The 14,679-nt window shown below is 71.6% G+C and carries 17 protein-coding genes and 1 tRNA gene; 5 read left to right on the top strand and 13 right to left on the bottom strand.

Translation table 11 applies throughout. The features are described 5' to 3' along the window. Positions 1-2 precede the first annotated feature (2 nt). Positions 3-230, bottom strand: a complete 228-nt coding sequence (locus tag ACZ51S_RS16195; protein WP_388936116.1) for a DUF2277 domain-containing protein — start codon at positions 228-230, stop codon at positions 3-5. Positions 231-237: 7 nt separating this feature from the next. Beyond that, positions 238-879, bottom strand: a complete 642-nt coding sequence (locus tag ACZ51S_RS16190) for a TRADD-N-associated membrane domain-containing protein (protein ID WP_468961115.1) — start codon at positions 877-879, stop codon at positions 238-240. 101 nt (positions 880-980) lie between these two features. On the opposite strand from ACZ51S_RS16190, the gene ACZ51S_RS16185 reads away from it, so the two are divergent. Further along, positions 981-1,055: a 50S ribosomal protein bL37 gene (locus ACZ51S_RS16185; protein ID WP_099895366.1), complete on the top strand. Its 75-nt coding sequence runs from the start codon at positions 981-983 to the stop codon at positions 1,053-1,055. 56 nt (positions 1,056-1,111) lie between these two features. On the opposite strand, the gene ACZ51S_RS16180 is transcribed toward ACZ51S_RS16185, so the two are convergent. Beyond that, positions 1,112-1,183, bottom strand: a tRNA-Val gene (locus ACZ51S_RS16180). A gap of 106 nt (positions 1,184-1,289) precedes the next feature. On the opposite strand from ACZ51S_RS16180, the gene ACZ51S_RS16175 reads away from it, so the two are divergent. The 3 genes from ACZ51S_RS16175 (at position 1,290) to ACZ51S_RS16165 (ending at position 3,832) form a co-directional block, all read left to right on the top strand. Next, a complete protein-coding gene (locus ACZ51S_RS16175) occupies positions 1,290-2,534 on the top strand; it encodes a hypothetical protein (RefSeq protein ID WP_468883970.1) in 1,245 nt (414 codons plus the stop codon). Positions 2,535-2,887: 353 nt separating this feature from the next. Beyond that, positions 2,888-3,616: a DUF4383 domain-containing protein gene (locus ACZ51S_RS16170; protein WP_468961112.1), complete on the top strand. Its 729-nt coding sequence runs from the start codon at positions 2,888-2,890 to the stop codon at positions 3,614-3,616. Positions 3,617-3,625: 9 nt separating this feature from the next. Further along, a complete protein-coding gene (locus ACZ51S_RS16165; RefSeq protein ID WP_468479625.1) occupies positions 3,626-3,832 on the top strand; it encodes an FmdB family zinc ribbon protein in 207 nt (68 codons plus the stop codon). A 16-nt stretch (positions 3,833-3,848) separates the two neighbouring features. Here ACZ51S_RS16165 and ACZ51S_RS16160 read toward each other — a convergent pair whose 3' ends face one another. From ACZ51S_RS16160 to ACZ51S_RS16145, 4 genes are read right to left on the bottom strand one after another with little or no spacing between them, the layout of a single operon-like run. Then, positions 3,849-4,508, bottom strand: coding sequence for an O-methyltransferase (locus ACZ51S_RS16160; protein ID WP_468961109.1), 660 nt, complete (start codon positions 4,506-4,508; stop codon positions 3,849-3,851). After that, on the bottom strand, positions 4,505-5,326 hold the full coding sequence (locus ACZ51S_RS16155; RefSeq protein ID WP_388936132.1) for an HAD family hydrolase: 822 nt from the start codon (positions 5,324-5,326) through the stop codon (positions 4,505-4,507). Before ACZ51S_RS16155 ends, ACZ51S_RS16160 begins: the two co-directional genes overlap by 4 nt. Next, complete coding sequence (locus ACZ51S_RS16150) at positions 5,323-7,791, bottom strand: phosphoribosyltransferase (protein WP_468883975.1); 2,469 nt, start codon at positions 7,789-7,791, stop codon at positions 5,323-5,325. Before ACZ51S_RS16150 ends, ACZ51S_RS16155 begins: the two co-directional genes overlap by 4 nt. A gap of 11 nt (positions 7,792-7,802) precedes the next feature. Then, complete coding sequence (locus ACZ51S_RS16145) at positions 7,803-8,978, bottom strand: HpcH/HpaI aldolase/citrate lyase family protein (RefSeq protein WP_468479622.1); 1,176 nt, start codon at positions 8,976-8,978, stop codon at positions 7,803-7,805. 194 nt (positions 8,979-9,172) lie between these two features. Between ACZ51S_RS16145 and ACZ51S_RS16140 the strand changes: the two genes are divergently transcribed. Further along, positions 9,173-9,955 carry a TerD family protein gene (locus ACZ51S_RS16140; protein ID WP_468479621.1) on the top strand — a complete coding sequence of 261 codons (783 nt, stop codon included), beginning with the start codon at positions 9,173-9,175 and terminating at the stop codon, positions 9,953-9,955. Positions 9,956-9,992: 37 nt separating this feature from the next. Here ACZ51S_RS16140 and ACZ51S_RS16135 read toward each other — a convergent pair whose 3' ends face one another. The 6 genes from ACZ51S_RS16135 to ACZ51S_RS16110 all read right to left on the bottom strand — a co-directional run bounded on the left by ACZ51S_RS16135 (position 9,993) and on the right by ACZ51S_RS16110 (position 14,510). Then, positions 9,993-10,733, bottom strand: coding sequence for a TerD family protein (locus ACZ51S_RS16135; protein WP_388936142.1), 741 nt, complete (start codon positions 10,731-10,733; stop codon positions 9,993-9,995). 115 nt (positions 10,734-10,848) lie between these two features. Next, the gene (locus ACZ51S_RS16130) at positions 10,849-11,982 is read right to left on the bottom strand and encodes a DUF475 domain-containing protein (RefSeq protein WP_468478334.1); all 1,134 of its coding nucleotides are present in this window, start codon (positions 11,980-11,982) and stop codon (positions 10,849-10,851) included. Between the two features lie 25 nt (positions 11,983-12,007). Next, positions 12,008-12,583, bottom strand: coding sequence for a TerD family protein (locus ACZ51S_RS16125; protein ID WP_388936147.1), 576 nt, complete (start codon positions 12,581-12,583; stop codon positions 12,008-12,010). A gap of 125 nt (positions 12,584-12,708) precedes the next feature. Then, complete coding sequence (locus ACZ51S_RS16120; protein ID WP_249765901.1) at positions 12,709-13,284, bottom strand: TerD family protein; 576 nt, start codon at positions 13,282-13,284, stop codon at positions 12,709-12,711. A gap of 142 nt (positions 13,285-13,426) precedes the next feature. Continuing rightward, on the bottom strand, positions 13,427-13,885 hold the full coding sequence (locus tag ACZ51S_RS16115) for a peroxiredoxin (protein ID WP_007263894.1): 459 nt from the start codon (positions 13,883-13,885) through the stop codon (positions 13,427-13,429). A 199-nt stretch (positions 13,886-14,084) separates the two neighbouring features. Next, positions 14,085-14,510, bottom strand: a complete 426-nt coding sequence (locus tag ACZ51S_RS16110) for a DUF3052 domain-containing protein (protein ID WP_388936151.1) — start codon at positions 14,508-14,510, stop codon at positions 14,085-14,087. Positions 14,511-14,679 lie beyond the last annotated feature (169 nt).

Genomic DNA, 14,679 nt, shown 5'->3' with positions numbered 1-14,679 from the left:
GGTCAGACGGCGGCGGCCGTCCGGCCCCGGACCTGCACGCCGTCGAGCAGCGCGGCGGTCGCCTCCGCGACGGCGTCCACGGCGGCGTCGAACACCTCCTGGTTGTGCGCGGCCGGGGCACGGAACCCGGACACCTTCCGTACGTACTGGAGCGCGGCCGCGCGGATCTCCTCCTCGGTGGCCTTCTCGGGGATGGCGGGCGGGCGCAGGGTCTTAATGGAGCGGCACATACCTCCACTATGGCGCGGCCGGCGGCAGCTCGGCCCCGGAAAGCTTCATGATGAGCCCGGCCTGGAGCCTTCCGCGAAGCTCCGGGTCGGAGACCTCCTCCAGGAGCCCTATGGCCTGCTGGGTGCTCTCGGCGGCCCGCCGGTCCTCGCGCAGGGACGCGGTCTGGGCGGCCATGTGCCGCAGGGCCAGGTCGGCGCGCCGGTGGAACAGCTGCCCGACGAGGGTGACGACCAGGCCGGCGGAACTGGTGACGACCCCGATGTACGCGTCCCCCGTGCTCTCCGCCTTCCACACCGCGAGCCCGACCCCGAGGAGCAGCACGGCCGCGCCGACCCCGGCGAACCGCTGGCTGGTGGCGAAGCTGCTGCGCGCCTGCGTCAGGCCGTACGCGTAGTACTCCACGAGGATCGGCGTGAAGTCGTCATGCTGGTCCCCCAGCTCGGCCGTCGCCCCCTGATGCGCCCCGGCGTCCACCAGCCGCGGATCCCCCACCTCCCGCGGCCCCTCGCCCAGCCGCGCGAGCAGCCGCTTCCGCTCGGCGTCCCGCTCCCGCTCGAACCGGCCCTGCGCCATCAGGGCGACCACCAGCAGCCCGAGCCCCACCACCCCGAGCCCCGCGACCCAGACCCAATCCGCTCCCCCAGCCACACCTTCCAGATCCCCGCGTCACCGCGCGGGAAACCGGCCCGGAACCTAGACTGACGAACGCCCGGACCGTTCGGCACCAGGGACCCCGAGGGAGCCACACCATGGCCAAGCGAGGAAACAAGAAGCGCGCCCGCAAGAAGAAGAAGGCCAACCACGGCAAGCGCCCCAACGCCTGAACCCCAGACATGCAGAAGACCCCCCACCGTGACCGGCGGGGGGTCTTCGTCACGTGTGGGCGTGGACGGTTTCGAACCGCCGACATCTGCTTTGTAAGAGCAGCGCTCTACCCCTGAGCTACACACCCGTGGACGAGTGGACAGCCTACATGCAGGGCGGACCCCCCACGCAATCCCGTTCCCGTGGGGGAGAATGGACCGGGGCATGGGCGGACGCGGCACGGGAGAGGGATTGTGACGACGGCATCCCGGCGGTGGTTCGGTGGGCGGGACGAGAGTCGGCGGGCGGATGCGCAGGCGGCGAAGGACGCCGCGGCGGCCGCGTTCTACGAGCTGGACACCGCGCAGCGGGATCTGCGGATCTCCATCGAGACCATCGCCGCCGCCGACGGGTCTCCCGCGGCGCGGCAGGCGACCGAGGGGTTCGCCGCGCTCGGGCGGCGGATCGACGAGGTGAGCCGCGCGTACATCGAGGCCGTCGACGCGCACGACCTGGACCGGGTCGACCTGGAGGGCTCCGTCGCGCACCAGGCGCGGCAGCAGCTGACCCGGGCGCGGGACGAGCTGGTGCGGGTCAAGGGGGAGCTGGAGCGGTTCGCGCAGGGGCTGCAGCCGCTGCTGGACAAGGCGGAGACGCAGCTGGCCCGGGTCGCGCCCGCGCGGGAGCGGGCGAAGGCGGCGCTGCTGGCGGCGAGTGACGCGCTGGACGCGGTACGGGCCCAGGGGATGCGGGCCGACGACCTCGCGGCGCGGCTGGCGGCGCTGGGGCCGGAGCTGACGAAGCTGAACCAGGGGGCGGCCCGGCACGGGGTGCAGGAGACCGTGCAGCGTGCCGACCGGATCCTGCGGGACGCGGAGACCGTACGGGCGGAGGCGGTGCGGCTGCCGGAGCGGGCCGCGGAGATCGACCGGCGGCTGGTGAGCCTGCGGACCCGGGCGCAGGCGCTGCGCAACCGGGCGGACCGCGTGGATCCGGTGCTCAGCGAGCTGAGGCGCCGCTTCAGCGCGGCCTGCTGGCAGGACCTCCAGCACGTCCCCGATCAGGCGGTACGCGATGTCGCGCGGGCCGAGGACCGGCTCGGGGAGGCCGCCCGGGCGCGGGACGAACAGCGCTGGGGCGACGTATCGGCACTGGTCGGGGCGGTACGGGCCGCGCTGGACGCCACCGACGAGGCGGTGTCGGCCGCGCAGGACCGGCTCACGCGGCTGGAGGCGGTGGCGCGGGATCCCAAGGCGGAGGCGGAGCGGACCCGGTTCGCGATCCGGGACGCGCAGCGGCTGGCGATGGCCGGCCGGAGCGTGCCCGATCCGCGGCACGCGCGCCCGCTGGACGAGGCGGTGGCACGGATGGAGCGGGCGCTGGCCGGGCTGGAGGGTCGGCACCCGGACTACTGGCACTTCCTGCAGGAGATGGAGCAGGTCCGGGTGGCGGTGGGCCGGGTGGTGACGGACATCCGCGACCAGCGCGGGACCGGGTAGCCCGCCACCGGCCGGGCCCGCGGATGGTGGGCGACGGGCCGTGGAGAGCGGCGGCGCGGCGGGCGCACACGCCCGGGCTCGTGCCCAGGACCATCCCTGGATGGCGACGGCGCGGCGGGCGCACACGCCCGGGCTCGTGCCCAGGACCATCCGTGGTTGGCCGGGGCCGGGCGGCGGTCTGCAGGGCCGACACCGGGCCCGCGGCCGCGGTCGCCCCCGGGTTGCGGACGGGGCAGCACCTCCGGGTGCGCGCCGGAACAGCCGGCGGAAGCGCCACCAGCCGGGCCCGTGACCCCCGCGGTTGTCCGGGCGGGGGTGGCGGCGGATGCTGGAACGGAGCAGAGGAGGGCGTTATGGCCGCCCGCATGTTCCACCGGCCCCGCACCCGCTACGCGCCGCCGCCCCTACCCCCCGTACGTCACGAGCCCTACGTGGCGCACGCGGCGTACGGGTGCACGGAGCCCCACGAGCACTACGCGCCCTACGTGCCCCACGAGCCGTACGGGCCGCCGCCCGGACCTCAGGGCCCGCGTCTGGTGGAGCGCCTGCTGCACCCCGTCAATGCCCGGCTCGACGAGCACTTGCCCGCCGACCACAAGCTCAGCCAGGTCTACCGGGTCGGCGCGGGCCTGACCGGCCTCCTGCTGATCGCCTTCGGGATCCTCGGGCTGATCGACCGGATCGGCTTCTTCGACACCGGTGGCGACACGGTGCTGGCCCTGAACACCAACGGCGCGCTGAGCGTCCTGTCGATCTGCATCGGCGCGCTGCTGTTCGCCGGAATGGTGATCGGCGGAACTTTCGCCTCCACCCTGAACATCGTGCTCGGGCTGGCCTTCATCGCGAGCGGCTTCGTCAACCTGGCCCTGCTGGACTCCAGCCTGAACTTCCTGGCGTTCCGGATCCAGAACGTGCTGTTCAGCTTCGTCGTCGGCGTGATGCTGATGTGGTTCGGGATGTACGGGCGGGTCGGCAGCGCCCTGCCGCACGACAATCCGTACTGGCGCGCCCGCCACCCCGATCAGGCGGCGCGCGAGCAGCGGGTCCGCGAGGGATACCGGTCCGGCCGCGGCACTGCGTAGCCTGTGCTCATGCCTCGTTACGAATACCGCTGCCGGACCTGCGACGACACCTTTGAGGTCAGCCGGCCGATGTCCGAGTCGTCCGCGCCCGCCGACTGCCCTGCCGGGCACGCCGACACCGTCAAGCTGCTCTCCGCCGTCGCCGTCGGCGGGACCAGCAGTGCTCCCGCGCCGGCCGGCGGGGGCGGCTGCTGCGGTGGGGGCGGCTGCTGCTGACGCCCCCGGGACGGGCTCAGCGCTTGCGCGAGAGGGTCAGGCCGTCGGAGATCGCCAGCAGGACGGACTCCATGCGGGTGTCGGCCATGGCGTGCTCGTTGAACGCGCGGACGCTCGCCCCCCGGCCGGTGGGTGACTCGTCGAGCACCGTGCCGTGGAACAGGGTGTTGTCGGTGACGATCAGCCCGCCCGGGCGCAGCCTCGGCACCAGCTCCTCCCAGTAGAGGATCTGGTTCTCCTTGTCGGCGTCGACGTACGCCATGTCGATGTGCGGCTCCGCCGACATGGCGCGCAGGGTCTCCAGCGCGGGGGCGATGCGCAGCTCGATCCGGTCGGCGACGCCCGCCGCCCGCCACGCCTCGCGGGCGTACGCGGTCCACTCCTGCGACACGTCACAGGTGATCAGGCGCCCGTCGGCGGGGAGGGCCTGGGCCATGGACAGGGCGGAGAAGCCGGTGAAGGTGCCGACCTCCACGATGTGGCGGGCTCCGGTCAGCCGGACCAGGAAGGCCAGCAGCGGTCCCTGTTCCTCCGCGGACTGCATGCCGGCCGACTCGGGGAACTTCTCCCAGGTGGTCCTGACCAGCCCCCGCTGGACCTCGTCCAGCGGGGGGTTGTGGGCCAGGACATACTGGTAGAGCTCGTCAGTGATCTTGGTGCTGTTGCCCTTGGTCATGCGGTCAGTGTCGCAACCGCCCGGCCGAATTCCCGGACGATCTGCTCACCCGCCACGACTCCGGCCGCGCTCAGGGCCGTCACCGTGGGCGCGGTCCAGCCGGCGTCGGCCAGCTCCCCGTGCCCCGGCCGCCAGGCCCGGTCGGCCGCCAGCAGCAGGTCGGCGTCCAGCAGCGAGTCGCCGGCGGCGAGGGTGGTGGAGGCGCCCGTGCGGCGGGCGATCTCCCGCATGGCGGCGCTCTTGGTCAGCGGCCGCGGGACGGCGTAGATCTTGCGGCCCTGGAGCGAGACCGTCCAGCCGCGCGCCCCGCACCACTCCGTCAGGGCCTTGAGCCACTCCTCGGGCACCAGCGCCCGCTCGACGACCAGGTACGCGAAGAGGTCCTCCGCCACGCGTGTCTTGCGCAGCCACACCGGGTCGGACACGGCCAGCAGGTGCTGGTGCACCTCCTCCAGCGGGGCGCATTCCGCCGCGAGGCGTGCGGCCACCGCGCGCCGCCAGTCCCGGTCCGGGACGCCGTCCACCAGCAGCTGGCCGCCGTTGGCGCAGATCGCGTACCGGGCCGCCGGGCCGGGGAAGCGGATCCGCTGGTACTGCTTGCGCGTGCGGGTGGTGGTCGGGACGAACACCGCCGCCGGGTCGGCGGCCAGCCCGGCGAGCAGCGCCGCCGCCGTCTCCGTCATGTAGGACAACGGCCTGCTCTCGTGCACCTCGACGCACAGCAGCCGGGGGGCCTCGGGGTCGGGCATGGTCAGGGCGAGGGCTGCCGACGAGTAGATGAGCGTACGGTCGAGGTCACTGGCTACGAGGACGGTCACTTGGAGGCCACGGCCTTTCCGTCGGCGCCCGTGGCGCCGCGCGTGAAGCGCGGGTGGATCAGTCCCACGCACATGTAGGGCAGGTCGTCGACCTCCTCGACCGGCACGCCGCGCTGCTCGGCGAGCAGGCGTACGTGGTCCAGGTCGGAGCCGGCCCCGCGCTGGGCCAGGATCTTCCACGGCACGCGGCGCAGCAGCACCCGGGTCGTCTCGCCGACGCCCGGCTTGACCAGGTTCACGTCGTGGATGCCGTACTCCTCGCTGATCCGTTCCACCGCCGCCCAGCCCGCCCAGGTCGGGGTGCGGTCGGCGGCGAGGAGCTCCTTGACCTCGGCGGCGACCTCGTCGGCGACCTCGTCGAAGCGGGCGGCCACGGTGTCGACGAAGGCGGCGGAGACGTCGGCTCCGGCCAGCTCCCGGTAGAACTTCGCGCCGTGGAAGTCGCGGGGGCCGACCAGGTCGGACCTGAGCACCGTACGCGAGACGAGTCCGGAAACGGTGGAATTCAGGCAGGCGGAGGGGATCAGGAAGTCCTCGCGGGTGCCGTACGTGTCCACGCAGGACCCCGGGTCGGCGAGGACGACGATCTCCGGGTTGAAGCCTTCGAAGCCGGTCAGGGCCTCCCGCAGCTCGCGGGTGATGGCGCCCTTGCCGGTCCAGCCGTCGACGAAGACGACGTCGGCCGGGTCGTGGTGGGCGGCGAGCCAGCGCAGGGCGTTGGCGTCGATGCCGCGGCCGCGCACGATGGAGACGGCGTAGTGCGGCAGGTCCAGGCCGTGCCGGGCGCGGGCCCAGCGGCGCATCAGCACGCCGACGGGGGTCCCGGCGCGGGCCAGGGAGACCAGCACGGGCGAGGGGGACCGCTCGGCGAGCACGGTCTCGGTGACGGTGCCGACGGCACGGGCGATGCGCGCCGCCGAGGCGTCCAGGGCGCTGCGGTACAGCTCCTGGTACTGCGGTGAGGGCTGGTACTCGACGGGCAGGGACTCGGCGTAGTGGGCGCCGCCCGCCTGGATGGCCTCCTCGCGTTCCTCGGTCGGGGCCTCCAGCCGCACGCCGGAGAGGTCCTGGAGGAGCCAGCCGACGTCCTCGGGGGCGTACGAGGAGAAGGCCGGCCCCCGCAGCGGTTCGGGCAGCGGCGGCTCGGTCACGGTCGGCTCCTGCCGGTCGGGGACGTAGGACGGGACGACGGCCAGGACGACCCGGCCGGTGTGCGGGGCGAGCCCAGCGAGCAGTCCCGCGTGGAGCCGGGGCGTGTCCCCGGCGGAGTCGACAACGGCGACGACGGTGTCGAAGCCGGCCCCGGCGACGTTGTAGGCGTAGCGGTCCCCGGGCCCGTCGGCGGGGTCGTCGTGGGCCGGGAAGACGAGCCGGGTCCGGATCGCGTAGCCGGGGTCGTCCACGGCGAGCACGGGCGAGCGGGTGGTGGTGGAGAACCGCACCTCGCGGGCCGCGCCGGATTCCTCCAGGGCCCGCGCGAGGCGCAGCGGCGCGTACATCAGCTCCTCGTTGCCGAGTACGAGGACCCTCCCGGGCCGTTCGCCCAGCGCGCCGGCGAGCCGCGCGGCCATGCCGGGCAGGGCGGCCTCCAGCGTCTCGCGGTGCGCGGGGGTGAAGCCGTGGCGGCCGCCGTCCGGCAGCCCCGCGGGCCAGCCGAGCCGGACCCGGGTGACCGTGGGCGGCACGCCCGGCCCCGTCCCGGCATCGGCGACGGCATCGGCATCGGCGGCCTCGTGCTCCTCGACCAGGGCCCGCCCCTTGGCCAGGACCCCGTCCGGGAGGGAGACCGTCCCGGACGCCAGGGCGATCAGGTCGACCCGCGCGCCGAGCTCGGCGGCGAAGGCGGTGAGGCGGTCGCGGTCGGCGGCCGAGCGCATGTCGACGAGGGCGACGACCACGTAGTGCGCGCGGGGGTGGCGGGCGTGGAGGTCGCGGATGGTGTTCAGGACGGTGTTGCCGGTGGAGAACTCGTCGTCGACGAGGACCAGCGGCCCCTGCCCGGCCAGCAGGGCGGGGTCCTCGGGCAGCAGGAGGTGCGAGGTGGCGTGCGAGTGGGCCTCCTCGAACCCGCCGGCGGGCCGCAGCCCGGGCACCGGGCGGCGCGTGGAGTGCAGGTAGGTGGCGGTGCCCAGGCCGTCGGCGACGCAGTGGCCGAGGCCGGTGGCGGTTTCGGCGTAGCCGAGGACCACCGCGGCGGCGGCGGAGTCCCCGAGCAGCTCGCGGACCCGTACGCCCAGCCCGTGGCCGGCGGCGTACACGGCTTCGGGGGACTGCGGGACGTGTTTGCCCAGGACCTGCGAGACGAGCAGGTGCGCCCGCTTGGGATTGTGCCTCAGGGCCAGCCCGAGCAGCTCCTTCAGCCGCGGCGATGTCTCGCCGGCGGCTTGGCTCAGGTCCACGCCCAGCCGCTCGGCGACCCAGGTTCCCGACCACACCGTGTCGATCGTCTTGCCCTTCCTCGTCATGGCCGGCCGGCTCACACCTGGAGCCCGGCCGTCAGGAGGTCGACGAAGCCGACCTCCTCCTTCGCCACACCGAAGACCTCGGCGCGCAGCATGGTGCGCTCGGCCCAGGCCCGGTGGGGCTTCACCTCGTTCATCTTGTTCGTGTAGGCGGAGCGCATCACGCCGCCGCCCCCGCGCTCGGGGCGCAGGATGTCCTGGGCGTCGCTGAACTCCTCGTGGGAGACCACCGACAGCGCGTGCACCGGAGTGACGTGGGCCGGGTGGATGCAGGTCTTGCCGAGCAGCCCGTTGGCGCGGTCGAGCTCGATCTCGCGCAGCAGCCCGTCGAGGTCGTGTTCGATCAGGGCGGTGCGCAGTTCCTCCACGCCCTCCTCGAGGAAGGGGCTGCGGCGCAGCTGCGGCTTGAAGAGGCGCTGCTGGCTGCGGAAGTACTCCCAGACGGGGCCGGTGACGGTGAAGCCGGTGCCGTCGGCGCGGCTGAGGACGTTGACGACGTCGGCGATGACCCCGGCGACGATCTGGACGTCGTAGGCGGTCATGTCGGGAGTGCGGCGCAGTCCGTAGAGGGAGCAGAAATCGGTGACGCCCAGGCGCAGGGCGAGGACCCGCTCGCGGTAGCGGTTGACGGTGCGCGAGATGCCGGCGAGGGCCTCGACCCGGGTTTCGAGGTGGAGGAGGTCGGGGGTCTCCAGGACCGGCATGGCGTACAGCCGGGGCAGTCCGGCGGCCGCCTCGGCGTGGGCGACGGCGTCGAGGAAGGCCGTTCCACGGCTTTCGGTGAATTTGGGTAGTACGAATCCGGCCAGGTTGTGCACCGAGCGGCCGAGCCGCCGGACGAGATCGGGTATCTGCTCGGGGGTGCGGACGCGGATGAAGAGGAGCGGCAGCCCGGCGGGGCCCGCCCCTTCGGCGTCGAGGGCCGCGAACTGCCGGACGAGGTTGTCCTCGCCGTCCACGACGTCGGCGTCGCTGATGGAATCCTCCAGGCAGAGGACCATGGAGACGACGCCCCGGCCGGCCTGCTTGCGGATGTCCTCGGCCAGCTTCGGCCGGGTGGCGGGGCTGTAGAGGGTCGCTCCGAGGGCGGCGGCCAGGGTGCGGGCGGGGGAGGCCAGGGTGAACTCGGCCGGCTCCTGGTGGAAGAGGTCCTTGCGGACGGTGGGCGATATGTGCCCGAAGTGACGCATGTGCTTCCCCCGTACTGCCTCGGCGGCCCAACTGGCGTGGCCGGTAATAGTACGTACGAACGCGAGTCAAGAGTTCCTCAAGCACATGAAGTTCAGGTAACCCTCTCGCACCATGCCCAGCTCCCGCTCTCGGGACAAGACCCTACGGGGGGCCGCATTGTCCCGGTCGGCCCCGGGAGGGCAGGATGACGGGCATGACGCACGCGATGCAGAAGGGCTCCAACATCCCGGTGGCCGCCACGGCGGTACGGGCGGTGCTGCGCTGGACCACCGGACCCGAGGTGCCGGACGTGGACGCCTCCGCGCTGCTCGTGGGAGCGGACGGGCGCGTGCGCTCGGACGAGGACTTCGTGTTCTACAACCAACCCCGGCACCCCTCGGGGTCCGTGTGGCGCCTGGGCAAGAAGCAGGTGGGCAACGGGGTCACCGACGCCGTCCAGACGGACCTGCGTGCCGTTCCTCCGGCCGTGGACCGGATCCTGGTGGTGGCATCCGCCGAGGACGTGCCCTTCGAGCAGGTCCGCGACCTGCGCATCCAACTGTACGACGCCACCCCGGGCGGCGCTCCCGAGCCGCTGGCCCACTTCGACGTCCGCCCGGAGACCGGCGCCGAGACGGCGCTGATCTGCGGAGAGCTGTACCGCCGCGGCGAGACGTGGAAGTTCCGCGCCCTGGGCGAGGGCTACTCCGACGGCCTGGTGGGGCTGGCCACCGACCACGGCATCTCCGTCGACGAGAACGCCGCCGAGGCGGCCGGCTCCGCCGCGGAGGCGGCCCCCGCCACCGCCCCCGCCCCGGGGTCGGAGCAGACCGCCGCCATGCGCCCTCCGGTGCCGGCGCCGGTCACGCAGGCCCCGCCGGCCGCCCCGCCGGCCTACGGCTACCCGCAGCCGGTGTCCCCCGCCCCGGTGCCGGCTCCGGGCGGCGACCCGTCCTTCCGGCTGCCGGTGCAGGGTCCGCAGTTCATCCGCCGCTGACCGGACGGCGCCGGCGGGGGCCGCGCGGCCCCCGCGCTCAGGCCTTGGTGCTCTTGTAGCCCCGGCCCCACTGGAGCCCCCAGCCGTACAGCCGGTCCAGCTCGGCCTGAAACCCGTACACGAACTTCACCTCGCGGCGGACGAGCAGCTCCCCCTTGACGTTCTCCAGGGAGAGGACCGCGCACGAGCGGGCCTGCGGGTGCCGCTCGTCCAGCGGGATCTCGATCCTGGGTCCGGCGGTCGGATAGAGGGTGACCAGGGCGTGGGTCCGGTCGAAGGCCGGGGTCTGGTCGTAGATGTAGACGAAGACGAGCAGCCGTTTGATCTCTGCGGCGTGGTCGAGGTTGATGTACAGGGTCTCCCCCGAGCCCGAACCGAACCGGTCGTCGCCGCTGAGCTTCACGTACGGCGGGTCGTTGAGGTCGCCGAGCAGGTTGCCCAGGGGCTGTACGGCGCCCCGGGTGCCGTCGGTCAGCTCGTAGAGGCAGCCCATGTCCAGGTCCACGTTGACCATGCCCTGGGTGTGGGCCTGCACGATGTCCGGTTTGAAGAGTTTGAACGGATGCCGGAAGAGCTGGCCGCTCTGGCCGGAGCGGCCGCCGAAGTCGGAGGTGCGCATCCGCCAGGAGAGGTTCACGCGCATGTTGCCGTGGACGGCCTGCTGTTTGGTGAGCGACACCGTCGGGTGCCGTTTGGTCAGCTCGATGGCGTTCGACGAGGCGTTGCCCGAGTCGAAGCCCATGGCGCGAGCGCCCCTGATCCCGTCGAAGAACCCCATGTGTTCCAACCCCCCGGGTCGGTCGGTGCGGAAATGCGGCGGGGCGGCCGCGCGGTCCAGTGGATCCGCGCGGCCGCCCCGTCGTTACTGGAAGCGTTCCGCAATCAGCGCCGGGTCACACCCCGGCGCCGACCTCCGCGGCGCTGTCGCCGCCCTCGGCCGCCAGCCGCTTGTTGCGGCGTACGGAGGACCAGAAGGACCAGGCGATGAGCAGGACGCCGACGAGGCCGGTGATGACCTCGTGGATCTCGTACTGGATGGTGACGAGCAGGATCACGGCGAGGGCGCCGATCGCGTAGTGCGCGCCGTGCTCCAGGTAGACGTAGTCGTCGAGGGTGCCCTGGCGGACCAGGTAGACCGTGAGCGACCGGACGTACATGGCACCGATGCCGAGGCCGAGGGCCATGAGCACGATGTCGTTGGTGATGGCGAAGGCGCCGATGACGCCGTCGAAGGAGAAGGAGGCGTCGAGGACCTCGAGGTAGAGGAACATGAAGAACGCGGCCTTGCCGGCCATGGCGACGGCCGAGACGGGCTTGCCGCTCTTCTTGGCCGCTTCCTCCGCCTCGTGCTCGGCCTCCTCCTCTTCCTCGAGCTTGTTCTCGAAGTATCCGGAGAGACCGCCGACGACCATGTACGTGATCAGGCCGAGGACTCCGGAGATCAGGACCGTCTGCGCCTTGTCCACATGGGTGCCGCCGTGCTGGTGGGCGTTGGCGGCGAAGGTCACCGAGGTGATGACCAGGACGATCAGCGCGATGCACGCGGACAGCATGTCGATCCTGCCCAGCTTGGCGAGCGGGCGCTCGATCCAGGCGAGCCACTTGATGTCACGGTCCTCGAAGATGAAGTCGAGGAAGATCATCAGCAGGAACATGCCGCCGAAGGCGGCGATGGACGGGTGGGCGTCCGTGACCAGCTGCTTGTACATGTCCTTGTCGGTCATCGCCAGATCGACGGCCTCGATGGGGCCGACCTTGGCGCTGATCGCCACGATGACCACGGGGAAGACCAGGCGCATGCCGAACACGGCGATGAGGACGCCGATGGTGAGGAAGATCTTCTGCCAGAAGGCATTCATCTTCTTCAGGATTCCGGCGTTGACCACCGCGTTGTCGAAAGACAGCGAGATCTCGAGGATCGACAGGATCGCCACGATCCCAAAAGCGGTCCACCCCCCGTAGAACACCGCTGCGACCAGACCGAGCGCAGTGACTGCGAACGACCAGCCGAAGGTTTTGAGAACCACTGGCACCCCATCGTGTTGTACGGCTTTACGAAACGTTGACCCCGAAGTCTAGAGCGATGCCCCGCAGCCCCGACGCGTACCCCTGTCCTACCGCGCGGAACTTCCATTCTCCGCCGTAACGGTAGACCTCGCCGAAGATCATCGCCGTCTCGCTGGAGGCGTCCTCGGTCAGGTCGTAGCGGGCCAGTTCCTGGTCGTCGGCCATGTTCACCACGCGGATGAAGGCGTTGCTCACCTGGCCGAAGCTCTGGCGGCGGGCGTCCGCCTCGTGGATCGAGACCGGGAAGACGATCTTGTCGACCTGGGCGGGCACCTTCGTGAGGTCGATGATGATCGACTCGTCGTCGCCGTCACCCTCGCCGGTGAGGTTGTCCCCGGTGTGTTCGACGGAGCCCTCGGGGCTCTTGAGGTTGTTGTAGAAGACGAAGTACTCGTCCCCCAGCACCCGGCCGCTGTTGCACAGCAGTGCGCTGGCGTCGAGGTCGAAGTCCGCCCCCGTGGTCGAGCGCGCGTCCCATCCGAGACCGATCAGAACCCGGGTGAGGTTCGGTGCGGCCTTGGAGAGGGAGACGTTGCCCCCCTTGGCGAGTGTGACGCCCATGATGTGTCCTCCCCGTACGACGTGGTGGTGGTGGCCGAGCCACCCGCCCATGGTGGCAAAGCCGGTCCGGCGCCGTACACAGAGGTGCACGGCGCCGGACGGACGAACTTGCTCTCGATTTCGGCTCAGACGTTGACGCCGAAGTCCTGCGCGATGCCGCGCAGGCCCGAGGCGTAGCCCTGGCCGATGGCGCGGAACTTCCACTCGGCGCCGTTGCGGTACAGCTCGCCGAAGACCATGGCGGTCTCGGTCGAGGCGTCCTCGGAGAGGTCGTAGCGGGCGAGCTCGGTGTTGTCGGCCTGGTTCACGACGCGGATGTAGGCGTTGCGGACCTGGCCGAAGCTCTGCTGGCGGCTCTCGGCCTCGTAGATCGAGACGGGGAAGACGATCTTGGCGACATCGGCAGGGACGCCGGCGAGGTTGACCTTGATGGCCTCGTCGTCGCCCTCGCCCTCACCGGTGGTGTTGTCACCGGTGTGCTCGACGGACCCGTCCGGGCTCTTCAGGTTGTTGAAGAACACGAAGTTCGAGTCGTTGGCGACCTTGCCCTGGTCGTTGGTCAGGATCGCGCTGGCGTCGAGGTCGAAGTCGACACCGGTGGTGGTGCGAGCGTCCCAGCCCAGACCGACGATGACCGCCGTCAGGTTAGGCGCGGCCTTGGTCAGCGAGACGTTGCCGCCCTTGCTGAGGCTGACTCCCACGGGTCCTCCATTGGTATGTGTGCGGGGCGGGGCCCCGTCGTGCGTTCTACCGGATCAACGTTCCGATCCTAGTGACGGGTTCCCGCCCGCAGGCGGTTTTCGTACGGAACCGGCCGCCGGGCCGGTTCCGGTGCGGGAGCCGTCAGAGGCTGTCGAGGGCCTTGATGTACTCGTTCAGGTCGCGCGCGTCGGGCAGTCCGTTGACGACGGTCCAGCGCACGATGCCGTCCTTGTCGATGACGAAGGTGCCGCGGACCGCGCAGCCCTTGTCCTCGTCGAAGACGCCGTAGGCGCGGGAGGTCTCGCCGTGCGGCCAGAAGTCGGACAGCAGCGGGTACTCCAGGCCCTCCTGCTCCGCGAAGACGCGCAGGGTGGGGACCGAGTCGTTGGAGACGGCGAGCAGCTGCACGTCGTCGTTCTGGAAACGGGGCAGCTGGTCGCGCAGCTCGCACAGCTCGCCCGTGCAGACGCCGGTGAAGGCGAAGGGGTAGAAGAGCAGCACCACGGCCTTCTCGCCGCGGAAGTCGGAGAGCCGCACGGTGGCGCCGTGGTTGTCCTTGAGCTCGAAGTCCGGGGCCTTGTGTCCGACCTCGATCGCCATCTCTCGCATCCCTTCGTATTCCTGCGTCCCCGCACGGGGCCGTTCGGGTGAGGCCCAGCCTACGGCCCGTCGCCGCGGACCACGCCGGGCCGACGCGCCGGAGGTGCCGCGCACGACCCCGCCGGAACGCGCACACCCCGCCGGCCGGGGTGGTCCCGGTCGGCGGGGTGTGCTCTTCCGCTTGGCTGCGGGGCGCAGATCAGCGCTTGGCCTTGGCGGCTTTCGGCGTCACCAGCTTGGTGGAGGTCCACTCCTTGCCGATGGGCCCGCCCTTGGCAAGCGAGAGGCCGGCCGTCTCGGCGGCCTCGCTGATGTCGCTGGCCTCGACGTAGCCGTCACGGCCCGTCTTGGGGGTCAGCAGCAGGATCAGTGCGCCGTCCTCGACCAGCTCGGTCGCGTCGACCAGGGCGTCCGTCAGATCGCCGTCCTCGTCGCGGAACCACAACAGCACCGCGTCGGCGACGTCGTCGTAGTCCTCGTCGGCGAGCTCGCTGACGAGACTCTCGACGGCGTCACGGAATTCCTGATCGACGTCCTCGTCGTAGCCGATCTCCTGGACCACCTGTTCGGACTGGAAACCCAGCCGGGCGGCCAGGCTCTCCGCGTGGTCCGCGGTCGCGCTCACGGGGTGCCTCCTGCTCATGTTCGGTGAATGTCTTTCGGCGGCGCGCGTACGCGCAGCATTGGGCGTAGTCCACACGGGCGCGGCGGATCGCGCAAGTACCCGGCCGCCGAGACCGTCGAAACGGTGACGATTGCGGCCGTCTCGCCGCAACTTTCAGGCTTCCCCGGTG

Source organism: Streptomyces sp. NPDC034043, assembly GCF_055575675.1.
This window is presented reverse-complemented; position numbering and strand designations above follow the sequence as displayed.